The sequence below is a fragment of the Bacteroides faecichinchillae JCM 17102 genome, from assembly GCF_000614145.1.
Taxonomy (GTDB): Bacteria; Bacteroidota; Bacteroidia; order Bacteroidales; family Bacteroidaceae; genus Bacteroides; species Bacteroides faecichinchillae.
In genome coordinates, this window is record NZ_BAKK01000035.1 from 13658 (window position 1) to 40217 (window position 26560).

Below are 26560 nucleotides of genomic sequence, written 5' to 3' on the forward strand. Positions count from 1 at the left end.
TAAAAAAGCGGGGCAGCACATTTTAGTGTTGCCCCGCTTTTTTATCTCATTCATTTTATAACAATCGCTTTATAGACACCCCTGAAAAAACATATTTACCACACACATTACTATCAAATCGCGTCAGGATTTGCCTTAAACCAATCCACAAATGTGTCAAATCCAGCAGCAAAAAAAACCTTTCAATCCTAATACAAACACCAATATACTAATAATTATATTCATTTTCCGCTTATTTTTTATGTCTATTTGCTCTTTTTCTACGAATTTCCGCTTTCATCTTCGCAGCTCCAGAACCATGTTGTCCACGAATATATGTTGCCTTTTTTGCTTTCGTTTTTACCTTCTCCTCTGGTTTCGGACCGTCTTTCTTACCTTTAAAAACGATCCCACCCATTATTGCATCTTCTATACTCATATCTATTGGTGATTTATTTTTTTCAACTGCAAAGATAACCCTTTTCTACGAAAATATCTATCTTTGTCAATTAAACAATCTTATACCACCAAAATGGAAACAATCATCCTCCCTGCTGAAAAAGACCCGATGGGTGCTGCAATAGCCGACTATTTCAATCATCACAAAGCCAATCGTTTGCGTGTATTCTCTTCCCTATTCGATGAGGATGAGATCCCGGTGAAACAACTTTTTCGTAGTATGCAAGCTATGCCTTTGCTGGAGCGTACTGCCCTTCAGATGGCTAAGGGACATATTCTGGACGTCGGTGCAGGAAGCGGTTGCCATGCTTTAGCACTTCAGGAAATGGAAAAAGAGGTCTGTGCTATCGATATTTCACCACTTTCTGTCGATGTAATGAAAAAGCGCGGTGTAAAAGATTGCCGCCTCATCAATCTTTTCGATGAGACATTCACCGAATCATTCGATACCATCTTAATGCTTATGAATGGTTCAGGTATCATCGGAAAGCTTAGTAATATGCCAGCTTTCTTCCAACGAATGAAACGTATCCTGCGTCCGAATGGATGTATCTTAATGGATTCTAGCGATCTGCGTTATCTTTTCGAAGAAGAAGACGGAAGTATGCTAATTAATCTTGCCGGAGATTATTACGGAGAGATCGATTTTCAAATGCAATACAAGGAAATTAAAGGAGAACCGTTTGATTGGTTATACGTAGATTTCCAGACACTCAGTTTATATGCTTATGAGTGCGGATTTAAAGCAGAGTTAGTCAAGGAAGGAAAACACTATGACTATTTGACTAAGTTGAGTATTATTTAAAGAATCAACTTCATTTGAACAGAGAATAGCAAAGAGGGGAAATATACAAGTGATACATTTTGACTCATTCAATATTTCTTCCCCTCTTGTTTTAATGGAAAATGTAAATATTACTATTTCAGCATTTCATTGATTTTCTCTACAAGTGATGCGAACTCTTCTTCGTTATACAAACGTGTCAGCATCACAATTCGTCCTTCACGGTCAATCAAGACATTTCTTGTTATTCCTGCATCCCGTAGCGCATATTTCGCAAAAATATCAGCACCGGGATCTAATCCCAATGGATAAGTTACTCCGGTAGACTTGGCAAAAGCAAGAACTTTATCCAGAGGTTCGTCGCGATCAATGCCAATCAAAGCAAAATCAGCATTATCCTTATGCTTCAACCAAATATCTTTTTCAATAAATGGCATTTCTTTACGACATACTCCGCACCAACTGGCCGTAAATTGCAACATAACCACTTTACCACGAAGAGAAGACAAGGTTACTTGCTTACCGTCAGTCAATATGATAGTAAAATCAGGAGCCATTTCACCTACCTTCACTATATATCCCACTTTATCTGCTTCTACCGCAATCGTATCACTTGTCTTCTTTACACTATCTGTCACTGTTTCAACCGTTTCAGTTCCTTTCTTCTGACCGGAACAGGCGATTAACCCGATGGCTAAAAACGCCATACCACATACACTCATCATTTTCTTTTTCATCTTTTACGACTATTAGTTAGACTACAAATATAAAAAAAGTAAACTTAGTATTTGCAAATTAAAAAGATATTTTTACCTTTGCACCCGCAAAAGAAAAAATGCCTCTTTAGCTCAGTTGGCCAGAGCACGTGATTTGTAATCTCGGGGTCGTTGGTTCGAATCCGACAAGAGGCTCTCTCAAAAACGAATGCCGCTTTATGCGGCATTTTTTATTCCTCCCCTATTCTAACCTTTGATTCTACGCTCACGAAATACCACAATACTCACCGCCAATAGAATTAACAAAATACCAACGGCACTGTTCATGGTAAAAAGCTCATGAAAAGCCCAAACACCTATTACTACGGCTGTCAATGGTTCCATAGCTCCTAAAATAGAGGTTAATGTAGGACCTGCATATTTAATAGCCTGTACCAAAGTAATATTAGAAATAGCTGTAGCCGGTAAAGCGAGCCCCAAAATAATCAACCAGGTATATTCATCTGTTACCATTCGGAGTCCGGTTGTACAGCCGCATCCTATTAGATAGAAAATAGTTCCTATCCCCATGACATAACAAGTCAGAACAGTGGAATTAATCTGCACAGCCCTCGTCTTCCGAACTCCGATAATATAACCTGCATAAGAAAAGACAGAAACACAGGCCCCAATTAATCCGATTGTTGTATTTCCATTCTCAACATTCAGTTCTCCTGAAGAAAGCATGGATGCTCCAAACAGTGACATCAAAACAGCAATAATCACCCACATAGATTTCTTCTCCCCGAAAAAGAACATCATTACTAACGCAACAGCCAATGGATACATAAAATGAATAGTAGAAGCAACTCCACTCGCAATATTCTGATAAGCGACAATCAAACTAAAAGAAGTGGCAGCCCGAAATAAACTCAAACAGAACACGACAATAAAATCCCTTCTGCTCAACCGGAAATTACATCCAGAGAGCAAACCAATGATCGTCAAAGTAATAGCAGCTACTCCCCAGCGATAGGAAAGTACCTCAAAAGATGAAAATCCTGCCAACAACAACGTGATAGAAAAAACGGAGCTAACCCAAAAGTAGAGGAAGATGCCGCTGCATACAATATGCCTTTTATACGATTCATAACATGATCTGTTTTTATCTTCTATATTCTTACTTTCGATCATAATATCGAATTTCAATACAAAAATCGTACTTTTTTGCTGATTATCATAATTATTCAAATATAAATATGTAACTTGGCATAAGAAAGAATATAAATACAACACTAAAATGAGAAAGAAAAAAAGACACGACAATTTACCTATATTAATTATACTACTTATTGCATTGTTCATCTTATGGGCACAGTGTGAAGAATTACCAGAATTAAGAGATTTAGGCTTCATTTCAGGAGGACTATATCTTGCATGGTTATATTGGAAAAAAATTCTGGAACGTAATAAAGTGCGCAAATCGTTTCGTATTCTCGAAGACATATTAAAACGAGATTCCGAACAAACATTTAAAGAAGAAGAGCCAAAAGACAGCAAGCTATATATACATACGGAGTATCAAGGCAAAGATGTAGCATTTACTTTAGCTTTGATGTACATTGAAGATGAACCGCTAACGGTATTCTCCATGAGTTTTATTTTACCTTCTGAAAACTATGAAGAAGATTGGAAGAAGATAACTACAACAGCAAAATCCGTAGCAAAACAATATCTGAAGGAGCAAGAATGTGTATTTTTCATTAATGAAGAAACTTTTCATTCCTGCCAAATCAGCTTTGAAGCCAAAATCTTTATTTCACAAGATATCTTCGACAAGCTCTACCATTTTTTTCAACAAACAATCAAAACATATCATCTGCAATCCATTGAACATTATATCCATTTCTATGACAGATCCGCTGAATATCATCACTATATGCATTATCGCAATGGTGAAGTAATCAAAGGTATTATTGTTACTGAAGATCATGAATACATTTCAATGGAACCTAACCAAAGCGATTCATATAGTTTATACGAACTTCAGGATGATAGTGAATTAATCGATATTACAGAAATAAGCAAACAAGAGTTTGAAGAAATACAAACTAAAGTTGGATAAAATAAGAAAGGAAAGATTTATCAACATATTTAAACTTCTATAAGCCTCCTTCTCTTCCTAAAGGAGATTTTTTGAGATTATTTAATCCAGAGTTTATTAGCTTCTGCAAAAAAACTCCTAAATCATTGATAATACTTTCAAATTCCATAGTTGTTCCTATTATACTCGACCAGTTAATATTAGTAATAATATCCAGTTGATTTAAAACGTCTTGATCTTTATGAGCTGCAGTGTTATTTCTTACGGTGTATAAGTATGTGGAATTCTTCGATTGAAATTGATTTAGTCGAGAACGGATATTTTTAAGTTCTAACTCAAAGGCCGTTATATCAATCCTCTTAGATACGAGATCTTTAAAGTTTTTACCTAATAATTCAAATATGTCTTTTGATGATTCATACATAATAGTACATATCTGCCTTGCATAAAATCTTTTATGCCACTCTGTTTCTGCAAAAAACATCCCCACTTGTATCGTTTTTATATCAATCGAGATCAAATTGACAAAACCGGAAATATTCCAAATCAATTTATTGTCATCAAATACAATTCTTTGAGTTTCATACTCTTGTTTCTTTAAAACATCTTGCTCATTATTAGCCTTATCAATACAATATTGAATTTGTTGATTACAGTGATTGATACTTTTTTTAAACAAATCCAACATCATCTCTTGTTCTCTAATTTTTTCTAGAAGGGTTAATTTTAGCTCTTTACCTTCTCTACCTTGCATTTTTTTTGCAAGTTCCCTGTCTACTCCTGAAATATTATATTTCATGCCTAAATTTTTTAATTAAGATAAGATCTATCAGTCTATAAAAGTTTATATATTAATATTTTAATTTAAGGTTCCATCCTTATCCCCTTATAAAGCACCATAGTAACTGTCCTCAATTTCTCATGCTTCTAAATCGATTCAAAGCATGATAGATAAATACTTCCCTTAAAGCAACTATGTCGGCTTCAACAACTAATTATACGGACTGCTCGTGCCCGTAGTGCCCCCGATTCTTCATTAGAGACTAATCCTGTGGAAATAGATTGATGCACTCTAAAAAGAGTGCGTTCGTCTATAATTTCTTGATTCTTTTCTTTATGAATATATTCTAATTCAGAGATAAAAGTATTGTAGAGTTTTTTAAGCATCTGGGCATCTTCATATCTCTTTTCGGAAGTAATACCGTCTTTCAGTAACGCTTCGATTTCATACCTTAGCATATTTGATGAGGTTATTTTATATGCAGTAAAAGTAATTATAAAAAAATTATTTTTACTATGCGCCTCTCTAAAACCCCTTAAATCACTGGAGAATCGTTGGTTTCAATCCTCTTTTTAGTCCTTAAACCAAAAAACCTTGTAACCATATACTGAAATTCAGTTAGTTACAAGGTTTTTCTGAGGTTCCTGGCGGATTCGAACCGCCGTACACGGTTTTGCAGACCGCTGACTAAGCCACTCATCCAAGGAACCATTTTTCCTGTTTGCGGTTGCAAAGGTAGTACAAATTTTGAAACTACCAACTATCCGCAACAATTTTTCTTTGTACTTTTTTTCTTATTCCCACATTCCTTCTGCTTCTTCTCCATCATATCCTTTAATTCACAACCAGTTACACAAGTAGAACAAGGATTAGCTTTTTCTTTAGTTCGCCGAAAAAAAAGAAAAATTCCATATAATACGCGGATAATACAAAATATAATTAATACCCCGACTATCCATTCTTGCCAATTACTCATACAAACAATCCTCCAATCTGATACACAGCAAATGAAACAACCCAAGCCAATATGGTAGTGTAACCCGCAGCAAAGAATGCCCATTTCCAACTACCAGATTCCTGTTTAATAGCCGCAAAAGTCGCAATACAAGGGAAATAAATCAGAACAAACAGCATATAACAGTAGGCAATCAACGGCGTTATCGGTATACGATCCGCCAGACTGACTGCATCCGCATCCGCATCGTTAGCATACAAAACGCCTAATGTACTTACTACTAATTCCTTGGCTCCCACACCTGATATCAATCCGATACCCAACTTCCAATCAAATCCCAAAGGCTTTAGAACAGGTTCTACCGCCTGTCCAATCCGCCCGATATAAGAATTCTCCTGTTGTTCTGCCACAGTTTCATAACTATCGTGATTCGGATAATACCCAAGGAACCAGATTATGATAGAAGCAATCATAATAATACCTCCCATCTTTTTCAGATATTGTTCACCCTTTTCCCAAGTATGACGAATAATAGATTTCGCCGTCGGCATACGATAAGGAGGAAGTTCCATTACAAACGGAGTGTCATCTCCTTTCACCAGGAACTTACTGAAGATTCGTGCTAATAAAACGGCTAATAAAATACCCGTCACATAAATACTCAGCAATACCAAACTAGCAGAACGAGGGAAGAATGCACCTACCAACAACAAATAGATAGGTAATCGGGCACTACAAGACATCAAAGGATTAATCAACATCGTGATAAGACGGCTCTTCCGATTTTCAATGGTTCGGGAAGCCATAATAGCAGGAACATTACAGCCAAATCCCATAATCAAAGGAATAAACGACTTTCCATGCAATCCCATCTTGTGCATAATCTTATCCATAATGAAAGCAGCACGAGCCATATAGCCGGAATCCTCCATCAGAGATATACAGAAATAAAGAATCAGGATATTCGGCAGAAAGACAATTACTCCTCCTACCCCACCAACGATTCCATCAATCAGCATATCCTTCAAAGGACCTTCAGCCATATTGTTACGAATCAGATTTCCAAACTGCTCTACCAACCATTCAATTCCCATCATCGGATATTCTCCCAACACAAACGTTCCTTCAAACATCAGATACATAAAAAGGAAAAAGATGGGATATCCCCAGATACGGTGAGTAACAATCGAGTCCAGTACTTTAGTCGTCTGCTCCTGTTCCAAATGATTATCAGTAAACGTTTCTTTCAACGCTCCACTGATAAAACCATATTTAGCATCCGTAATGGCAGATTCACAATCTTCCTTCATAGTCTCCTGAATGCGTTTGGCCATTTTATCCCGGACGCGAATTATGTCTTCTCCATTAGGCAATGTATGAATAAAACGTTCAATATCCGGATCATTCTCCAATAATTTTATAGAAAGAAAACGAGTTGAATATTTGTGACGAATAAATTCATTTTCAGACACTTCTTCTTTGACAGCCTCAATGGCTTTCTCCAGATCGGTACCATGATTGATGTGAATATGCCGGAATACACGTCCGGAAGAAGGATGTTTATGAACATAATCCTCCATATGATCTTCTTCATGCTCCTTTCGGTCTTCCAAAGAATCATGCCACTCTGTGAGGTCCTTCAACACTTCCGGATTCATCTTTCCACGCTTATCAAAGAAATCAATCCCTTCGTAAAGATTGATAACTACATGAAACAATGTTTCCACTCCCCTATTTTTCTTACAGACAGTAGGAACCATAGGCACTCCGAATAGTTTACTCAGTAGATGATAATCCAAATTATTTCCACTGGCTTCCAGTTCGTCATAGATATTGAGAGCCACTACCATACGAACATTCATATCAATGAGCTGCGTAGTAAGATAGAGATTCCGTTCCAAATTAGAAGAATCGACCACATTGATGATCACATCCGGAGTTTCATCAATAATATGCCGACGTACATAAATTTCTTCAGGAGTATATGCAGAAAGAGAATACGTTCCGGGAAGATCGACAATCCGGAAATGATAACCTTCAAAATCGAAATAACCTTCTTTGGCATCCACAGTCACACCGCTATAATTCCCCACATGCTCATGCGCACCCGAAGCCAGGTTAAAAAGAGAAGTCTTGCCACAATTCGGATTTCCCACTAATGCCACATTAATGGTGCGACGTTTTCCCAAAGCAGCCCGCTTCAGGTCTTCCTCTCTCACTGAAACATCTTCAGCCAAACCTTCATGATAAGCAAACTCGCCAGCTGTTTTCTTAGCCTCCTCTTCGCTTACCACCTCTATCATCTCAGCCTCTTGCCGGCGAAGAGAAATCTCATATCCCAGAATTTTATATTTAATAGGGTCCCTTAGTGGAGCATTCAGCAATACTTCAACGGTCTTACCTTTTATAAAACCCATCTCCACTATACGTTTACGAAAACCTCCATGTCCTAACACCTTGACAATAACACCCTTCTCACCTGTTTTTAACTCAGATAAACGCATAACTCTCTAAATTTTCGGCAAAGATAATTCATAACTTTCTTGCATACAAATTATTTAGAATGTTTTTAAATAACAACATTGATAACCTTCTTTACTCATTCATTTTTTAATTCCTCCTCATGCAAACGTTCACACTTCTTTTTATACCGGATAAAGCGTAAGGTCCATTCACGTGTTTTTTCCATAAACTCTTCTTCTGTAAGCTGTTCGTAGTAATAATTCAGAATACGTTCGTAAAAACTCAATTTTTTATCATCCCTTTTTTTAATTGCTCGTAAGTTTCCTTACTCATTTTTAATTCGTGACACATTTCTGTGATTTTCACGTGTTCAAACTTTAGCAATTCTTCAATAAAAAGCCCAAAGGCATAATGGTGAAATTCTTTTTTCATTTCTTCTTCTCATTTAATTATTAAAATAAAGTTATTATACACTAAATATTTTCACAATGGTTCATACATATCTGAACCTCACTTATTTTATTTATCATAATTTCGCAACATGTTCTGAAAGACAGAACAATATTTAATTCAATCAATATAAAAATGAATATCATGAAAAATGTTTTAACAAATGAATATAAGATGTCTTATTTCATGCCCCCTATTGCTCCCATAAAAAATGAACAGGGACAGACTATTGCTCCCGCCACACTCATCCCCTTTTGTGATGTTTCAGCAAATCAAATATACCAGATGATTACACGTAGCGAGAAACTCAGAATACTGACCGAGCAAGTACGCAGTGCGGCAGATATAAGGACAGGCAAAGCTTCACTACTACCCTATGTAACACCTTGCGGAATATTCACTCGTCGCAACAGCAAATGTTTTGTATCACCTTCCGGCTTAGCGATAGTAGATATAGATCACATGGATTCTTATCAGGAAGCGGCAGAATTGCGCTATGCATTGTTCAATGATCCGTTTCTCCGTCCGGTTCTCACATTTATCAGCCCCAGTGGTCGGGGTGTAAAAGCATTTGTACCCTACTGTGCGGCAAGTCAGGATGATGAAGTGAAACGTGTTACAGAAAACATGATTTGGGCAATGCAATATGTCGAGCTAACCTATGGAGCAAAAAACGATCTTTCTACCAATACACCGACTAAGGGAGTAGACATTTCAGGTAAAGACATAGTGAGAGCCTGTTTCCTTAGTCATGACCCGGAAGCATTATTTCGAACATTATAAGTTTTATCAATATGGAATTACAAATTTTGAATTAATTATTTATCATCTAAAAAAATGAACAACATTGAATCTTTATACCACCTCACCGAAGTGGTAGAAACGGCAGGGACCGATATTGCCCCCACTTATGCCGAGTATGTACAATTGGCATTTGCCATCGCAACAGATTGCGGTGAAGCCGGACGTGAGTTTTTTCATCGCCTATGTAGATTATCGGCCAAGTATCAACATGAACACGCCGAACGGATATACTCCAACGCACTCATCAAGCAGCATGGAGACATACACTTAGGCACAGTATTTCATCTGTCCGAAATGGCAGGAATAGAATTCCCCAAAGAAAAACTGATGAACAACCAAACGAGTGCAACAGGTACAGTAAGTTCACCCCATCAAAATCTCACACACGCGCACGTATATAATAAGGTAGACAACGAGAAAACGGAAGACGCTGATGAACCGGAAGAACGGCTGTCCGGCAGTGAACCACACCAGCCATTGCCTACTTTTCCCACAGCAGACTGGCCGCAACTTTTGATGCGTATCATAAGCTACGGCACTACCGCTGCACAACAGGATATACTTCTACTCGGATCATTAACCACTTTGGGTGCCAGCATAGAACGATATGTGAGATGTCCTTACGGCGGAAGATTCCAATCACCTTGCTTGCAAACCTTTATTGTGGCCCCTTCAGCTGCGGGAAAAGGGACTCTTCCGTTCGTTCGCATGCTCGTAGAACCCATTCACGAAGAACTTCGTCGACAATCGGAAGAAGAGCTGAAACGATACCACCGAGAAAAAGCAGCCTACGACATACTAGGTAAGGAACGTGCTAAAGTAGAAGCTCCTCAAATGCCTCTAAACAAAATGTTTCTGATCGCAGGAAACAACACCGGTACGGGAATCCTGCAAAACATCATGGATGCCGACGGCACAGGTTTTATTTGTGAGGCTGAAGCAGACACCATCTCCTCCGCCATCGGTTCAGAATACGGGCATTGGAGCGATACCCTCCGCAAGGCATTCGACCACGACCGATTATCGTATAATCGCCGCACCGACCGGGAATACCGGGAAGTGAAGAGAAGCTACCTTTCCGTCTTGCTATCCGGAACCCCCGCACAAGTAAAATCACTGATTCCTTCACCAGAAAACGGTCTCTTTTCACGCCAGTTATTCTACTACATATACGGTATACGGGCATGGGTCGATCAGTTTGATAAAGACGAGACAGATAAAGAAGCCTTTTTCACTGCCATGGGACTGGAATGGGAAAAGAAACTAAAGCTACTGAAGGCACATGGTATTCACACGCTCCGGCTCACTGATGAACAGAAACAGGAGTTCAATCAACACTTTTCCAACTTGTTCGACCGTTCAAACATCGCCAACGGCAGTGAAATGAACAGTTCAGTAGCACGACTAGCTGTCAATACATGCCGTATCATGGCAGAAGTAGCCACACTGCGTACCCTCGAAACTCCCCAACCTTATTGTCCGCAGACCTCCAACAAACAGACCTTTACTCCGGACAAAGACATCGCTATCGACAATATCAAAGACAATATCATTACTCGCTGGGATATAACCATTAGTCCCGAGGATTTTAAAGCCGTATTAGGCTTGTAACACCCCTCTATTGTCATGCCACGCATATATTGTCTTTCCTTCCCCCTACCGAAATCAGTCATCGGATTAATGCCGACCGTGACGCTTTTTTCGACGCTTTGGGCAACAAGTTTACCCGTACACAGATGTTGGAACAAGCAGAAAAGATGGAAATTAAAGCTAATACCGCTCTCACCTGGCTTAAACGCTTGGTAAAGCGCCGATTAATAACCAGTGTCGACGGTAAAGGCTCTTACGCACGCGTACACGTGTGTGCGTGCTAGAGAGGTCGGGGAAAGGTGTACTTATTGTACCCATTTACCCATAAACCACCCCACTGCTTTGTAGGAGTTAAAGCATAGCTATAGAGATCGTAAAGCTATGCTTTAACTCCTACAAAGCAGTGTTTTTTACGGTTCACCCAACGCATCTACAATTACCCTTACTTCCAACGGCGTATAAGATCGGCGTTGTGGCTGATATCCCAAGTCATACAGCCGTTGTTGAAGCCCGGGACATCGGGTAATCCATTTATTCATTTTCCGGTAAGCGGCAATACTAGTCAGTTCGGGAGAATAGAGTTGAGCGAGTTCCATGCGGCCATAAGCACGTATTTTGAATTCTATCATGGCTTATAAGTTTCTGATTTATAGTCACAAAATTAACTAAATATATCCATATTTACAACATTATATACCGGGAATAAGGGACAATAATTGACTATAAGTGACTATAACAGCTCACTACTGAGCATAACCGACTTTCGCGAATTTCAGTGAGTTATCTTTGTATCGTCAAAAGGGAAAAATCTCCGCGACACGATGTTTAACCATTAAATTTTATTGTTTTATGATTCGTTACAAGATTTATCAAAACCAACAAAAGAAAGGAGTGAACGCAGGTAAGTGGTTCGCTCGTTCGGTTGCCGACGAAACGTTCGACTTAGCAAAGTTAGCCGAACACATGTCTAAACACAACACTCCGTATTCTGGTGGTGTTATCAAAGGTGTGCTCACAGATATGGTAGGCTGTATCAAAGAATTGTTGCTCGACGGCAAGAACGTAAAAATTGACGATCTGGCAATCTTTGGTGTAGGTATCCGCAGTAAAGCGGCCGAAACACTGGACGATTTTTCACTAGAGAAAAACATCACAGGTATGCGTCTCAAAGCTAGAGCTACCGGCAATCTATCTACTACCAACCTGAAACTTGACAGCCAGTTGAAACAGCAAACCGAGTATCAGAAACCGACTACCCCAGGAGGAGAAGGCTCTGGTAATACCCCGGACCCTAAACCGGATGAGGGTGAATCTCCTGATCCCACTCTCTAATTCTTCTAATTAAAATTTTATCAACTTAAAAACGGAATCACATGAGTAGTTCATCTTCACCCCGCTCCAAATGGAGCTTTATTGTTAAAGTTATCATCACTATCGCCACCGCTATCGGAGGGTTGATAGGTGTACAGAGTTGTATGTAGGCTTATGCGAACCATCACGCTGTTCATCATTCATTGCAGTGCCACACCGGAGGGAAAATCCCTCCCGGTGGAGGCTTGCCGACAAGATCATATCCATCACCGGGGTTTCCTCGATATCGGTTACCATTTTTATATCACACGCGATGGAGAGATCCACCGGGGCCGTCCTTTGGAAAAAGTCGGAGCGCATTGTGTGAATCACAACACGCACTCTATCGGAATTTGCTATGAAGGAGGATTAGACATAAATGGAGTACCTAAGGATACACGCACGCTGGAGCAACGAGGTTCTTTGCTGGCTTTACTTCGAGAATTACGGAGAAGATTTCCGAAAGCGTTGATAGTAGGACATCATGATCTGAATCCGATGAAAGAATGTCCATGCTTTAATTGTGTGAAGGAATTTGAGGAGTTGTAAGATAGGATTGATAAAGGGATTTATAAGGTGGAAGCTTTATAGGTCCCTTTCAATTTTATTAACCACCCTCCATCGTACAAACACATTGATATTTCGTCTCAGTGAAAAGAAGTTCTTATTACTAATTACAAACTAAAATTGGATATGAAGTATTAACCGGCAAGAATTGCTTCTTTAATACACTCAACAATGTAACATACATCATCATCAGTAACGCATGGACCACTAGGCAGGCACATACCAACTTTAAAGAGACTTTCTGAAACCCCGTTCACATAAGCATCAGCATCGGCATATACTGGTTGTTTATGCATAGGTTTCCAAAGAGGGCGACTCTCAATGCCTTTCGTATCAAGGAAAATACGCATAGCTTCAACATTAGCATTAGGTTCGCAATCGGTATGCAATTCTTTTGCCTCGTGAGTTACACCGGCAGCACCTCCCACTGCACCCTGAACAGCTGACTTATAAGCGTTCTCCTGTCCGTTCACCCTCAATGCAGGGTCAAGAGTTATGGTACAGAGCCAATAATTGCTATCGTATTCTCCTGTGGAAGGCTGACTATGAATAGTCACACCTTGAATGTCAGCAAGCAGCTCCTCATACATCTTCTGAATGTGCTTATGGTGAGAAATATGATCGTTAGCCACAGTCATCTGACCTCGACCGATACCAGCGCAGATATTTGACATACGATAGTTATAACCGATCTTCTCGTGTTGATAATATGGATACGCTTCACGAGCCTGGGTAGCATAGAACATTATTTCTTTCTTATCATCTGCAGAAGGAGTTATTAGAGCACCACCACCTGAAGTCGTAATCATCTTATTACCATTGAAACTCAGCACACCGTATTTTCCGAATGTACCACACATCTGCCATTATACTTCGAGCCAAAACCTTCGGCAGCATCCTCGATAACAGGGATGTCGTACTTCTCCGCAACTGCTATGATTTCATCGATCTTGGCAGGCATACCATACAGATACACAGGTACAATCGCTTTCGGTTTCTTTCCAGTTTTCTCAATACGGTCTTTGATAGCTACTTCTAATAGTTCAGGATCCATGTTCCAGGTATCCATTTCCGAATCCACGAACACAGGTTTAGCACCAAGATAAGTTATCGGGTGCGAGGAAGCACAAAAAGTAAACGACTGCACAATCACTTCGTCACCGGGCTTCACACCACAAGCGATCAAGGCCAAATGCACAGCAGCTGTACCTGCAGACAAAGCAACGACCTCCTTAGTTTCAAGCTCGTCAATACTCGCTGTCACAAACTCCTTCAAGTCTGCCTCAAATCCATTCACATTAGGTCCTAAAGGCACTACCCAATTGGTATCGAACGCCTCTTTAATGAAGCTTTGTTCTTTGCCCGACATGTGGGCAAGACATAGATAAATCCTGTTTGACATAAAACCACAATTTAGTTTACTAGAATTAGAAATTTGCCTATACACTTTTAAGTATAGGCATAAAAAGAAACCGACCCGTATGAGTTACGAATCAGACATATAAAAAATGATACAATAATACTTTATTGAATATACTGTCTTTCAATCCAATTATTAGAGATATGCTTTACTCAATATCGATTTTGATCAACAGAGAAAAATATATACCATGTAATGCTTGCAGACGATTTCCATCTAAAGAAAGCATATTGAAGTCCTGTGCCATAAACTGAAAAATGATATGCAAATTGAGGTAATAATTAGCAGATTAAAAAAAGGATCTGCTTACTTTTACCTTACTTTAGTCCAATGTCCAGAATATACTATATAGCCATTCTGTTGACTCATTATTCTCAACTTTTCTTCATTTTTCAAAGCTTGATTTTTATTACTTCTTTTCCATTTAGTGAAAACCGGCAGATGAGGAATATAAGAATCGCCAGTAAATAAACATTTCTCAATCAAATAACAGATACAACTAGAATCATGTCCAGGTGTTGGTATACAATTTATTTCTATACCTGCAATTCTTTGCAAACAATTAGATGCAATTAGTATTGTTTGAACATCTTCATCTAACACGAATGGATCTTTATGATATTTTGAGAGATTAACTCGAATATCCTTTAGACCTATCATACAAATCTCTGTCACATAAACTTTACATTGAAAATTAATGCTACGTAAAAGATTATTTAATCCATAAACATGATCATAATGGCAGTGGGTAATAAAGATTCCAACAAGTCTTAGACCTCTATTATTTAATTCATCCAAAATAGGTTGTACATCACCACAGTCAATTAATATAGCGTCATGTTTCTCTTCTTTATAAAGAAGAAAGGAACAAGACTGTAATACAGAATTTCTGATTGTTACAACTTTCATTTATCGCACCGTAAAGCCTCCATCGATTATAAGATTTTGGCCTGTTACCCAGCGTGAAGCATCACTTAACAGATAAATACAAGCATTGGAAATATCTGTCGTCTCGCCAAATCCTAATAAATGCTTAGCCTCAAACTGTACTCGCAATTCAGGATCTTGCATATATGGTTGATTCATATTTATAGGTGTTTGCACAACCCCAGGTGAGACGCAATTTACACGTATTTTCTTAGCCGCAAATTCGCACGCAAGAGAGCGTGAAGCAGAAATAAGAGCACCTTTTGTCATAGAATATAGGGATTTAGCACTTTCACCAACACATCCCATGACAGAAGAAAAGAAAACAATACTTCCACCTTCTTTAACAAAACGTTTTACCTTGCAACACTCTTTAGTCAGCATCATAGCACCAATAACATTCGCTTTAAAGAAAGTATCCATAAGCTCAGCTGTAGTTATTTTAAGAGGCATTGTATTAGAGATTCCTGCACAATGTAAAATACCTGACAACGGGCCACATTCAGCTATCACGTTTTGAACTTTTTCAGGCAAAGTTTTAAAATCCGTCAAATCAACACAATAATACTTATGGCCTTCACCCTCACATAATGAAAGTGTTTGTTGCAAACGTTCTTTATTACGAGCGAGCAGAATTACTTTTGCTCCCATTTTACTGCAATCAATAGCACATTGTGCTCCAATGCCACTTGATGCTCCAGTAACGAGAATGGTCTTTCCCAATAATGAAAACGGATTCATTCTTCTCCTTATTTTATTGTTTTACCATCTTTCACTTCAACGATATCACTTATCTTACAATCTACAAATGGAACTATTGCAGTTGCCCAAGTCATACCTACTCCAAAGGCACTAAGTAGTAACGTATTTTCTCCACTTAATTTATCTTTCAACTCACTTACAATTGTTAGCGGTACAGATACAGAAGATGTATTACCATATTTATGTATAGTAGCAGGAATTTTATCCGCATCTAACTTCATTTTCTTTGCAATGTAAGAGTTAATGAAGTTATTTGCTTGATGGAATATTATATAATCCAACTGGCTTGTTTCAATTTCTGCATATTCCAACGTATTCTTAACATCTCGAGGTATTTCACGAATGACAAAATTAAAAACATCACCACCATTCATATATCCTTGTTCGTCGCTACGTATGTTGCCATATTCATCTACAATCTTTTCTGTTAAAGTTTCTACAGAACTTGGATTTCTATATCCTCCTCCTTTTATCATGATAAGGTCAAATCTTGAACCATCTGAATTTAAAGAAAAGGTGCTTTTGCCAAACTTTTCATCGCGCTCTACTAAAGCAGCCACACCGCCATCACCAAAAATAAATGCGCTACGTCTATCTTTTGGAGAATAAACTTTTGAACGAGTTTCACCATCCAAAACCAACGCTTTACGAATACCAGAATTCTGGATCATACTATATGCTACAGATAAACCATAACAAAAGCCAGAGCAGCCCAAAGTTATATCAAAAGCGATACATGAGTTTGATAATTTCAGTCTATCTTGCAATATAACAGAGGTTGCAGGCATTCTATAATCAGGAGTTTGAGATATAAATATTAGTAAATCTATCTCTTCACGATTAATATTATTGTCTTCTATCAATTTTTCAACAGCAGCATAGCATAAATCAGAAGAACATGTGTTTTCATCCGCAAAACGTCGTTCAAAAACCCCAACCTTATCAACTACTTCCTTGACCTGATCAGCAGGAAAATATTCAGTATATTCGTAATTGTTAATAACACGTTGAGGAACAGCTGCCGCCATAGCTGTTACTCCAACGTTTTGGAAAGTTAAAAATGCCATATTTCTATGCAATTGCTAAATTATAAAGATCTTGAATTGTTATACACTCCTTAATAGCACTCGAAGATATTTCTTTTTCAAACTCCTCGTCGAAAAATGCAATAAGTAACATAACAGATAAAGAACTCCAATCGTCCAATTCACGAAATTCTGTCTCAGGCATCAAATTTTCAACACTCTCAATTTCAACGGCCTCTGCCAATCTCTCAATAAAATCTTTGAATTCCATAATTTTATTAATTTAATTATTTACATTAATACTTTACCATACTAGCAGGCACACCTACATATGTACATCCATCTTTGGGTTTTCTTAGAAGAACCGCACCAGCTCCCACTGTAACATTGTTACCCACAGTTTTCTGTTGAATAATTCCACTGTTAAATCCCCAGAAGTTTTCATTCCCTATTTTCACTTCACCAGAAATTCTTACACCTGGCATAAATGCATTGAAATCACCTACAGTTGCATCATGACCAAAATTACCATCAGCATTCACCACATTAAATTTGCCCAACGACACATTTACACTTATACCCACTCCTCTACACAAGATATTTCCCTTGCCTATAACATTAGTTTTCCTATCAGCAAAGAAACAACTCGGGTCAATTATATTGGGAAAATCCACCTTTGGATTAATAATATTCTCGCTGATACGTCTCAACATTCTAGGATTTCCATTAGCAATACATACATCAATAGAAGTAGCCCATGCATTCAGTTCATTGATTCCTCCTAAGCACACACCATATTGCAACTGTTTGCCTTTTTCCACACCGTCATCAAAGAATCCTATAAAATTCCATTCTGGATTATTCATTCGTCTCATAGTACAGTATACCTCTTTACCAAACCCACCAGCACAATATATAGCAATATCTTTCATCTTTATTTCTTTTTAGTTTTTACCGTTAAAAGGAATCGTAGTCGCTTGCCCTTCCTTTGAGATATCTTCTCTAAACAAAACTTTCTTTATTGAAAATAAAATAACCTTGATATCAGTCATTAGTGAACAGTGGTCTACATACCACACGTCCAACTCAAATTTCTTTGTCCACGAAATGTTATTGCGACCATTCACTTGAGCCCAACCAGTTATACCTGGTCTTACTTCATGTCTGCGAGCCTGCTCTTTACTATAGAGAGGTAAATACTTCACTAACAACGGACGTGGTCCTATCAACGCCATGTCACCTTTTAGTACATTTATCAACTGTGGCAACTCATCAATTGATGTTGAGCGCACAAACTTACCTACTGGGGTCAGGCGGTCGGCATCGGGAAGAAGATTGCCCTCGGCATCACGCTCGTCAGTCATAGTCTTAAACTTTATCACCTTAAAAATTTTACCGTTTTTACCCGGGCGCTCTTGCGTGAAGAAAGCACCTGCACCCTTATTGGCAAAATGAAGCCAAATGGTGATAAACAATAAAATTGGCCAGATTATTGATAATGTAATAAATACGATTATGAAATCAACAATTCTTTTAAAATAGTTTTTATACATTATTGTCTTTATTTATAAAGTTGAAGAAGATTTTTCTAACCAACCTTTTCCTATCCGTATTCTATAAAAAGCCATAAGAAGAATGAGATATTGATATCGAACTAAAGATAACAAATGAAAAATAGCCCACTTTTTGCTATCGTTCACTTCTACTTACATATTGCACTGTATCAATAGCGTTCAAATAGACCTTTATTACAATATTTCGATCAAATTCCTTCTCTACTTTTTTTCGAGAAGCAAGCCCCATATTTTTCTTATCTTCCCATGATAAAGATAGAAATTGCCGGACTTTCAACAATAAATCATCGGCATCTTTAATTTTTGCCAACAAGCCATTCACTCCATCGTCTACTGCATCCTTACAGCCATTTGCATACGTGGTGATAATAGGACGAGCAGATGCACAACTCTCTAAAATAACATTCGACATACCTTCATGATAAGAAGGATGAATTAAACAGTGGCTTTGTGCAATATAGGGACGGACATCCAATTGTTTTCCATGAAAAATCACTATATTTTGCGAAACCAGTTCATTGAGTTCTTCTTCAAAATTTTCTTCAAAAGCGCCTACTATATGAAACTCCACATCTTTTCTTTCTTGTCGAATGATACGTGCTACATTAAAAAGTTCTTTGGTGCCTTTGTCATTCATCAAACGTCCGATATAGAGAAACTTCACCACATCATCTTGTGGATAATCCATCGCTTGGAAACGGCTTAAATTGACTCCCGAACCTGGAATAACTTCAATACGATTGGACACCATTCCTTTTGCCAAACAAAAAGCTTTATTATCACTATTTTGGAAGAAAACCTTATGTGCTTTTTTTAATCCTAATTTATACAACAAGATAATTATCTTCTGCAAAAGTCCTTGATTTACTACAGCAGTACCAAGCCCCGTAATATTGGCAATTTGCGGAACACGACTTAGGCGACAAGCCATACCCCCATAGACATTAGGTTTGATGGTGTAAGTCAGCACTACCTGTGGCTTAATAAATTTAATTAAATTTCTATAGGTAAATAACAAACTTATGTCTTTAATTGGATTCGTACTTCTGCGATCGATTTCCGTTGCTATACAATCTGCCCCAAGTGACTTTAATTCGTCCATCCTTTGATCATACGGAACTGAAATAGTCACTTTATGGCCTGCCTTTATGATAGCTTCTACTACTTCTTTTCGGAACGAAAGGAGTCCTGAAACATTATTTGCTAACAGTAAAATCTGCATAATATATTTAAAATAGTATGAGACAGTTCCAAATCTATGCTATACATAGGTAGGAACTGTTTTTGATTTAATTACAATCTTCCGTTAGCTTCTGTATTAGGTAATACCCATTTCACGTCGTAAACGATTGACTTTTCTTTGCCGAATAATTTTACATCCATTCCTGTGAACTCATTGTGAGCAACACCCAGTACTACAGCATCAAACTTGTCAGCAGGCAATTTATTAGTGATTTCAATACCATATTCATGCATTGCCACTGCAGGATTAGCCCATGGATCGTAAATAGTTAAATTCAAGTTATATTCCTTGAGTGACTTGACGATATCTACAATCTTCGTATTTCTACAATCTGGACAATTTTCTTTAAAAGTGAAACCAAGAATCAAGATACTTGAACCCAGTACCTGAATCCCCTTTTTCAGCATTAATTTAATCACTTGGTTAGCTACATACTCCCCCATACCATCATTCATACGACGACCAGCAAGGATAATTTCAGGATTGTATCCATGACGCTGAGCACATTGAGCCAAATAGTAAGGGTCTACACCAATGCAGTGACCACCTACCAAACCCGGGCGGAATGGAAGGAAATTCCATTTTGTACCTGCTGCCTCCAAAACTGCCTGAGTATCGATACCCATCAAATTGAAAATCTTAGCCAACTCATTTACAAAAGCAATGTTAATATCACGCTGGGAGTTTTCAATCACTTTAGCAGCTTCCGCTACCTTAATCGTTGGTGCAAGATGAGTTCCTGCGGTGATTACCGATGCATAAACATCGTTTACAACCTTACCTATTTCAGGAGTAGAACCCGAAGTCACCTTCTTAATTTTCTCTACTGTGTGAAGTTTATCACCTGGATTTATACGTTCTGGTGAATATCCTGCAAAGAAATCCTCATTGAATTTCAGACCAGATACTTTTTCTACAACCGGAAGACACTCATCTTCTGTAACACCTGGATATACTGTTGATTCATAAACAACAATGTCTCCCTTGCTGATTACCTTACCAATTGTAGTACTTGCCCCGTAAAGCGGAGTTAAATCAGGATTGTTATTCTCATCTACTGGAGTCGGTACGGCAACTACATAAAAATTACAATCTCTAATTTGCTCAATATCTGCCGTACACACAAATCCATGATTATTGATTGCATCTTGAAGAAGTTCATCACTGACCTCAAGAGTCGCATCGTGACCATCCATAAGGGCATCAACACGATGCTGATTCATATCAAAACCAATTGTTTTATACTTTGTAGAAAAAAGACGTGCAAGTGGCAACCCTACATAGCCAAGACCAATAACGGCAATTTTAATTTTCTTTTCCATAATATATTTATGAGATTAATTATACAAAAAGTATTTACAAATTCTCTCTATACCAAGCAATTGCCTCATTTAAACCTTTTGTAAAATCATATTGCGGATCATAGCCAAGCATTTCCTTAGCCTTACTAATATCGGCATTAGAGTGCTTGATATCACCTTTACGATCAGGACCGAAGTTAGGATCTATATTCTTTCCTAAAGCTTTTGTTAATGTGTAATAAATATCAATGAGATATTCTCGACCGCCATATGCAATATTGAAAGCTTGCCCTGCTACTTCATGTGAAGCCATACATGCTTTTAAGTTTGCTTCAATCACATTTTCAATGTAAGTAAAGTCACGACTCTGTTTTCCGTCACCATTAATAGTGGGCTGTTCATCATTCAGTAACTGCTTGATAAACTTAGGTAGTACTGCGGCATAGGCACCATGAGGATCTTGTCTGCGGCCAAATACATTGAAATAGCGCATACCATAAGTATCAAGTCCATAATGCCGCGTATACTGTTTTGCCCACTCTTCATCACAGCGTTTTGTCAATGCATACGGAGAAAGAAGGTTTCCTTCCACGCCTTCCTTTTTAGGCAAATTAGCCTCGTCACCATAAACTGATGAACTTGATGCATACACAAATTTCTTCACTCCATTTTGGCGAGCTGCCTCCAGCATGTTCAATGTACCTTGAATATTGTTCAAGCTATAGAACAAAGGCATTTCTATAGAACGAGGCACACTTCCCCATGCCGCCTGATTAAGTACATAGTCTACACCCGCACACGCTCTCATGCAGGTGTCAAAATCTTTAATATCTCCCTTAATAAATTCATAATTAGGGTTATTTAGAAACAAATCCACATTCTCTTGCTTTCCGGTGCTCAAATCGTCTAAACAGCGTACCTTATAACCAAGATTAAGAATGGCCTCACACAAATTTGATCCAATAAACCCAGCACCTCCTGTTACAAGAAATAGACTTCTCGCAGGAAATTGTAACTCTTTGTAAGTCATATTAATATATTATTTTCTTAGTTTTTTATACTCGTCAATATATTTCTGTGCTATATAATTGATGTCATATCTCTCTGCAAACTGATAGCATCGTTGAGCAACATTATCATAGTGTGTTCTATCACTAATGAGAGATTTTACTACCGAAGCGAGTAAATCTGCATTCTGATACTCAAAAAAGTCAGCTACTCCTGCGGCATTATCATTTAAACCTGGAACATCACTTGCAACAAAGGGTTTTCCACATGCCATTGCTTCGAGCATACTGATACTAAATCCTTCATATTTTGATGAAAGAATAATAATATCAGAGCCTTTCATTACCCCAATCACATCAGATCTCAAACCTAAAAAATGAATTCTATTATTTAAACCCTCATTGCCAACAATCCGTCGATGTTCTTCAAGCCCCTCGCCATCACCTATACATAAAAAATGTATATTATCTGACAGATTTTTCATACTCTGAAATACTGTCTTATAATCCTTCATCCATGCAAAACGCGCGACCATAGTTAAAAGAACTGTACCATCAGATAATCCTAATTCTTTTCGAATATTGACCGAAGGTGTCTGTTTAATTGCAGAAATATCTATTCCATTATTAATCACAGTAATTGGTAATCCTGTAACATGTTTTTCAAGAGAGTCTTTTACCTTTTCAGAGATAGCGAAAATGTAATCATACCTTTTATAGAAGAATCTATCAAAAATCTGAAAAATTTTCTTGCCTCTACGACGATTATTAGTGCTATGTTCTGTGTATACTAATATTGGCTTTTTCTTTTGACAGAATTTACAAGCCACAGCAAAATAAAGAGAAGGGAATAGGTGTACATGTATAATATCAAAATCGTTATCCCTTATATATTTCCAAAGTTTTATAAAATTAAGTGGTGAATAGAGAGAAGTAGATAAATTATCTACTTTTACGTCTATACTTTTAATATGATTACTAAACTCATCAGTTGAAGGAGCCACAAGATTTAATAATGAAACTTCAACTTCATTATTTTGATGTTCAGCAATAATTAAATCTAATAGAAATTTTTCAGCTCCTCCTCCCCGCTGAAGCCGATTTTCAAATTGTAGTATCTTCATATGTAGCTATTTGATGCCTCTTATTTTTCTTTTAGTAAGAAAAATCCTGCTAAGTCCGAACGCCTCCACAAATGGCGTATAAAATATTGTTATATGATTTAATTATTTTTAATCTCCTCAATTATCACTCCAATATATTGTGCAGTACCCACTTCGTTCAAATATATATGACCATTAAACAAAACAGGATTACTGATAAACCTTCTCCCCATAAAGCATATGCGTTCCTTTCAAAATCTTAGGATGTATATCCCTTAAAGATCTGTACCCTAAAAACGTGCCCCAACACAGTACTCTCATCTTCGAATAAACCTTTTTATTATGAATGTTCGAGAAAATCAAACTGGAACTTGTTCTATCAATCTTTCAATAAAGATTCATAAGCATGCCTTTTGCCCACCACAACTCCTATATATATTAGGAATTGCAAAACTCTAATTAGCCCCATATAAGTTGTTTTCTATAATTTTTTCATATACATTAGCTATCATATCTTTAGCTATACATTTCCATGAATACTGACCATCCTCATTCCAATCTGTCTTTATATTGTCAGCATAAACTTCTAGTATATCTGTATTAGAAACCATCCAATTAAGTCCTTCTGTTAAATGAGAAGAATCATCTGCCCTTACTATCTTTCCATATTTTCCATCTATCACTTCAATAGGTAAATTACCTGCATCGGTACACAGCATTGGTTTTCCTAATGCAAAAGCAGATTTTGTAACGCCACTCTGAGTTGCAGTTCGGTAAGGTAAAACAGCAAACATACTATTTCTTATAAGATTAGCTAATTCATCATTTTCTATATATCTATTAAGGATTATGACATTTTCATTATCCATATTCTTCACGATACCCACATTATCTTTTCCTGCCAACAAAAGTCTTATTCCTTGCTTTGGCAAGTTTGATTTAAGGTAACTTTCCACCAAAATATCTACACCTTTATAATAGTCTATACGACCAAAAAATAATACATATTTACCATATTGATTACTTATTAAGGGATACGAATTTAAGAAATCATATGCTCCCAATGTAGAATGATATATAGTATGAGGAATATTGTTTAGTTGTTTCTTTAGAATGTCATCCGAAATATATGAATAAAGCAAAATATTGTGCATCTTCTTTATCACAAAATTACGAACTTTATATAACAATTGTATTTTAAATGATTCGTTATTCCCATGTTCAATTACATCATGAACAGATAGTAACATTTTTCGTCTTCCATCCATCATAGCAGCAAGCATACTTTTTTTGTTTGCCAGTACCAACTAAATGCACAATATCAGGGTTGTAAGCCTCCATGAATCTAATCATTTTCTTATTAAGACGATAACAAGAGCCCAAAGAGAAGTTAGTGTAATCATTCACTATAAACCACTGTTTACGATCTATCATTCCATCGTATTTTTCCATACCAGGATATTCTGTAGCTATAATAATTTCTTCTTTTTTGAGTTGACTATCCAAACTGAATGCTGACGACTTCAGATTCATAGGTGCTACATACAACAACACTCGTACGTCAGCCAACTTGGATAATTCTCTTATGTAAGAAATCTCTAAATCAAAAAAGTTAGGTGAAGTAAGATATAATATTTTCATTTCTTAATCTAGTAAGCGTCACAAAGTGAGTATAAACTTTTTTCCATTAGATGCATAGAAGGCATCCACACAACTTTAGCACTAGTGTTATTTTATATTTTTCAATGATCTAAGCCTATATACGTAGCTATTGACTTAATTTCAAAACAATAAAACATAATAATCAATTTTTACAAAACAAACAAGTGTGATTACAAAAAACTCTTAATCATATATTTTAGCAATTGCATCATTATAACATGTCGATTTTAAAGGCATTTCGGATAAATATTTACCCTATCCACATGGACAAAAAATAGTCCCACTATATTCTTTCTTTTGGAAAAGAACAGTTCTTCAAAACTTTAATTTGTTTCCGTACTCTTGGCGAGATGTTTTTTTTGAACAAAGAATTTTTGATGATGATATTTTCTGCCTTATTTATATCTAAAATATTTATGACGCAATTTTCAACCTCAATATTGTAACTATTATCCCAAAAAACTAGTTTATGATCAAAACTGCAGTTACGTATTTTAATACTTGCCGTTTTATCAAGATTGATGATGGCAAGATCCTTGCCCTTATTGTTCTCCCCAAAGCTACATCCATCAATTATAATATTTTCCGTAATAGTTTGAGGATGGTTTGGCTCGATATCAATACCAGCACCTGGAGCAGTGAATTTAATAGAACCAATTTTGATAAATTTGCAATTTTTCACAAGGATATCCTTACCTGCAATTATGCTTAATCCTTGACGACGCCCGGATTCACATACAACATTCTGAATGCGCACATTATGACAAATGCTACCTCGCTCTCTTATCGATTGGCCTACATAGATACAGTCACCCCAACAATTCTTAATTTTAATATCTGTTATGTCAACATTATCAGAACTCTGTACAGAAATACCCATTCCCCATTGCCCTTTATCGCCAATATGAGTAGTAACATCCCCCATTATTATTCCTAAGCCATGCACTACAATATTACGTCTATTATCTATATCAATAATGTTGCAACTTTCAAGTTCGTTACCTTCTAAAATAATAGTTCCATCAAGTATAAGTTCTGTGTTACTATTTAGTACCATAACTGATGGATACTTTTTATCGGCTTTTACTGAATAATTTCCTCTTGCAATATAGATAGTACCTTTGTGATTATCCCCAGTAAGCATGCACATACTTCGAAAATTGCTTGTATTAGCTTCAGTATCTTCATTCATATTAAACCACGTACTATAAATATGCCTCACATTCCAATCACCACCAAATTGAATTCCATAGAATATAACAAAGGCAGCATCGGCTTTAATATTTGAATCGTTACCTTTAAGGAAACCATTACTTATTGAAGCATCACTATTAAATGAAAGAGAAGCCCCCTTAGGCATAGTAATTGTATCACCCAACAAGTCGTACTTATAACGTAGCACATATTCTGCACCAGATACTGTTAGCATAGACTGCTTAAGCACATTTTTCCCGTTTTCGAAGTTTTGAGGGAGTAGTATTTTCTTTGCACTAGCAATAAAAGGTATTGATATGCAGAATAAAAGAAAAGCATATTTCATCATTTTACTCATACC

General features: G+C 37.2%; 27 protein-coding genes, 2 tRNA genes and 4 pseudogenes. 8 read left to right on the forward strand and 25 right to left on the reverse strand.

What is annotated here, in order from left to right:
• Positions 1-232: 232 nt before the first annotated feature.
• Positions 233-418 (reverse strand): hypothetical protein, encoded by a 186-nt coding sequence (locus JCM17102_RS15640; protein ID WP_025075848.1) that lies wholly within the window; start codon positions 416-418, stop codon positions 233-235.
• Positions 419-511: 93 nt separating this feature from the next.
• Here JCM17102_RS15640 and JCM17102_RS15645 point away from each other — a divergent pair, with 93 nt between their 5' ends.
• On the forward strand, positions 512-1243 hold the full coding sequence (locus JCM17102_RS15645) for a class I SAM-dependent methyltransferase (RefSeq protein ID WP_025075849.1): 732 nt from the start codon (positions 512-514) through the stop codon (positions 1241-1243).
• A 113-nt stretch (positions 1244-1356) separates the two neighbouring features.
• On the opposite strand, the gene JCM17102_RS15650 is transcribed toward JCM17102_RS15645, so the two are convergent.
• Complete coding sequence (locus JCM17102_RS15650) at positions 1357-1959, reverse strand: TlpA family protein disulfide reductase (protein ID WP_025075850.1); 603 nt, start codon at positions 1957-1959, stop codon at positions 1357-1359.
• A 100-nt stretch (positions 1960-2059) separates the two neighbouring features.
• Between JCM17102_RS15650 and JCM17102_RS15655 the strand changes: the two genes are divergently transcribed.
• Positions 2060-2133, forward strand: a tRNA-Thr gene (locus JCM17102_RS15655).
• Between the two features lie 51 nt (positions 2134-2184).
• Here the strand turns inward: JCM17102_RS15655 and JCM17102_RS27965 are convergent.
• Positions 2185-3068, reverse strand: a pseudogene (locus tag JCM17102_RS27965) (DMT family transporter).
• Between the two features lie 149 nt (positions 3069-3217).
• Between JCM17102_RS27965 and JCM17102_RS15665 the strand changes: the two are divergent.
• A complete protein-coding gene (locus tag JCM17102_RS15665; RefSeq protein WP_033886949.1) occupies positions 3218-4042 on the forward strand; it encodes a hypothetical protein in 825 nt (274 codons plus the stop codon).
• A gap of 37 nt (positions 4043-4079) precedes the next feature.
• On the opposite strand, the gene JCM17102_RS15670 is transcribed toward JCM17102_RS15665, so the two are convergent.
• The 7 genes and pseudogenes from JCM17102_RS15670 to JCM17102_RS30960 form a co-directional block, all read right to left on the reverse strand.
• Positions 4080-4820 carry a hypothetical protein gene (locus JCM17102_RS15670; RefSeq protein ID WP_025075852.1) on the reverse strand — a complete coding sequence of 247 codons (741 nt, stop codon included), beginning with the start codon at positions 4818-4820 and terminating at the stop codon, positions 4080-4082.
• 197 nt (positions 4821-5017) lie between these two features.
• A pseudogene (locus JCM17102_RS15675) lies at positions 5018-5248 on the reverse strand (Fic family protein); the annotation flags it as partial.
• Positions 5249-5440: 192 nt separating this feature from the next.
• Positions 5441-5512: transfer RNA gene (locus tag JCM17102_RS15680), tRNA-Cys, on the reverse strand.
• Positions 5513-5562: 50 nt separating this feature from the next.
• Positions 5563-5778: a hypothetical protein gene (locus JCM17102_RS15685; protein ID WP_025075854.1), complete on the reverse strand. Its 216-nt coding sequence runs from the start codon at positions 5776-5778 to the stop codon at positions 5563-5565.
• Complete coding sequence (gene feoB / locus JCM17102_RS15690; RefSeq protein WP_025075855.1) at positions 5775-8261, reverse strand: ferrous iron transport protein B; 2487 nt, start codon at positions 8259-8261, stop codon at positions 5775-5777. The genes JCM17102_RS15685 and feoB overlap by 4 nt, the downstream gene beginning before the upstream one ends.
• A 95-nt stretch (positions 8262-8356) precedes the next feature.
• Positions 8357-8506 carry a hypothetical protein gene (locus JCM17102_RS30715; protein WP_159106343.1) on the reverse strand — a complete coding sequence of 50 codons (150 nt, stop codon included), beginning with the start codon at positions 8504-8506 and terminating at the stop codon, positions 8357-8359.
• Positions 8503-8652, reverse strand: a complete 150-nt coding sequence (locus JCM17102_RS30960) for a hypothetical protein (RefSeq protein ID WP_168770347.1) — start codon at positions 8650-8652, stop codon at positions 8503-8505. Before JCM17102_RS30960 ends, JCM17102_RS30715 begins: the two co-directional genes overlap by 4 nt.
• Before the next feature lie 162 nt (positions 8653-8814).
• Between JCM17102_RS30960 and JCM17102_RS15705 the strand changes: the two genes are divergently transcribed.
• Both JCM17102_RS15705 and JCM17102_RS27970 read left to right on the forward strand, forming a co-directional pair.
• A complete protein-coding gene (locus JCM17102_RS15705; RefSeq protein WP_245798619.1) occupies positions 8815-9453 on the forward strand; it encodes a BT4734/BF3469 family protein in 639 nt (212 codons plus the stop codon).
• Between the two features lie 54 nt (positions 9454-9507).
• Positions 9508-11348 (forward strand): annotated as a pseudogene (locus JCM17102_RS27970) (DUF3987 domain-containing protein).
• A gap of 126 nt (positions 11349-11474) precedes the next feature.
• Here JCM17102_RS27970 and JCM17102_RS15715 read toward each other — a convergent pair.
• Positions 11475-11693: a DUF4248 domain-containing protein gene (locus tag JCM17102_RS15715; protein ID WP_025075857.1), complete on the reverse strand. Its 219-nt coding sequence runs from the start codon at positions 11691-11693 to the stop codon at positions 11475-11477.
• 220 nt (positions 11694-11913) lie between these two features.
• Between JCM17102_RS15715 and JCM17102_RS15720 the strand changes: the two genes are divergently transcribed.
• From JCM17102_RS15720 to JCM17102_RS15725, 3 genes are read left to right on the forward strand one after another with little or no spacing between them, the layout of a single operon-like run.
• A complete protein-coding gene (locus tag JCM17102_RS15720; protein ID WP_025075858.1) occupies positions 11914-12396 on the forward strand; it encodes an HU family DNA-binding protein in 483 nt (160 codons plus the stop codon).
• A gap of 41 nt (positions 12397-12437) precedes the next feature.
• A complete protein-coding gene (locus JCM17102_RS30720; protein WP_159106344.1) occupies positions 12438-12545 on the forward strand; it encodes a smalltalk protein in 108 nt (35 codons plus the stop codon).
• 4 nt (positions 12546-12549) lie between these two features.
• Positions 12550-12963, forward strand: a complete 414-nt coding sequence (locus JCM17102_RS15725; RefSeq protein ID WP_025075859.1) for an N-acetylmuramoyl-L-alanine amidase — start codon at positions 12550-12552, stop codon at positions 12961-12963.
• Positions 12964-13115: 152 nt separating this feature from the next.
• Here JCM17102_RS15725 and JCM17102_RS27975 read toward each other — a convergent pair.
• The 14 genes and pseudogenes from JCM17102_RS27975 to JCM17102_RS15800 form a co-directional block, all read right to left on the reverse strand.
• Positions 13116-14383: pseudogene (locus JCM17102_RS27975) on the reverse strand (DegT/DnrJ/EryC1/StrS family aminotransferase).
• A 330-nt stretch (positions 14384-14713) separates the two neighbouring features.
• Complete coding sequence (locus JCM17102_RS15740) at positions 14714-15310, reverse strand: MBL fold metallo-hydrolase (RefSeq protein WP_025075860.1); 597 nt, start codon at positions 15308-15310, stop codon at positions 14714-14716.
• Positions 15311-16069 (reverse strand): SDR family NAD(P)-dependent oxidoreductase, encoded by a 759-nt coding sequence (locus JCM17102_RS15745; RefSeq protein WP_025075861.1) that lies wholly within the window; start codon positions 16067-16069, stop codon positions 15311-15313.
• Positions 16070-16077: 8 nt separating this feature from the next.
• Positions 16078-17157, reverse strand: coding sequence for a 3-oxoacyl-ACP synthase III family protein (locus JCM17102_RS15750; protein ID WP_025075862.1), 1080 nt, complete (start codon positions 17155-17157; stop codon positions 16078-16080).
• A gap of 4 nt (positions 17158-17161) precedes the next feature.
• Positions 17162-17386, reverse strand: coding sequence for a phosphopantetheine-binding protein (locus JCM17102_RS15755; RefSeq protein ID WP_025075863.1), 225 nt, complete (start codon positions 17384-17386; stop codon positions 17162-17164).
• A gap of 25 nt (positions 17387-17411) precedes the next feature.
• A complete protein-coding gene (locus JCM17102_RS15760; RefSeq protein ID WP_025075864.1) occupies positions 17412-18047 on the reverse strand; it encodes a PglD-related sugar-binding protein in 636 nt (211 codons plus the stop codon).
• A 12-nt stretch (positions 18048-18059) separates the two neighbouring features.
• The gene (locus tag JCM17102_RS15765) at positions 18060-18668 is read right to left on the reverse strand and encodes a sugar transferase (RefSeq protein ID WP_025075865.1); all 609 of its coding nucleotides are present in this window, start codon (positions 18666-18668) and stop codon (positions 18060-18062) included.
• Between the two features lie 136 nt (positions 18669-18804).
• Positions 18805-19911: a glycosyltransferase family 4 protein gene (locus JCM17102_RS15770; RefSeq protein WP_199901483.1), complete on the reverse strand. Its 1107-nt coding sequence runs from the start codon at positions 19909-19911 to the stop codon at positions 18805-18807.
• Between the two features lie 71 nt (positions 19912-19982).
• Positions 19983-21254: a nucleotide sugar dehydrogenase gene (locus tag JCM17102_RS15775; protein WP_025075867.1), complete on the reverse strand. Its 1272-nt coding sequence runs from the start codon at positions 21252-21254 to the stop codon at positions 19983-19985.
• Positions 21255-21288: 34 nt separating this feature from the next.
• Positions 21289-22263, reverse strand: coding sequence for an SDR family oxidoreductase (locus JCM17102_RS15780; RefSeq protein ID WP_025075868.1), 975 nt, complete (start codon positions 22261-22263; stop codon positions 21289-21291).
• A gap of 9 nt (positions 22264-22272) precedes the next feature.
• Positions 22273-23364 (reverse strand): glycosyltransferase, encoded by a 1092-nt coding sequence (locus tag JCM17102_RS15785; protein WP_025075869.1) that lies wholly within the window; start codon positions 23362-23364, stop codon positions 22273-22275.
• Between the two features lie 434 nt (positions 23365-23798).
• Positions 23799-24626, reverse strand: coding sequence for a glycosyltransferase (locus JCM17102_RS15790; RefSeq protein WP_081800225.1), 828 nt, complete (start codon positions 24624-24626; stop codon positions 23799-23801).
• Complete coding sequence (locus JCM17102_RS15795; RefSeq protein WP_148302071.1) at positions 24574-24912, reverse strand: hypothetical protein; 339 nt, start codon at positions 24910-24912, stop codon at positions 24574-24576. Before JCM17102_RS15795 ends, JCM17102_RS15790 begins: the two co-directional genes overlap by 53 nt.
• A 376-nt stretch (positions 24913-25288) precedes the next feature.
• Entirely contained in the window at positions 25289-26557 is a 1269-nt protein-coding gene (locus tag JCM17102_RS15800) for a right-handed parallel beta-helix repeat-containing protein (RefSeq protein WP_159106345.1), read from the reverse strand.
• Positions 26558-26560 lie beyond the last annotated feature (3 nt).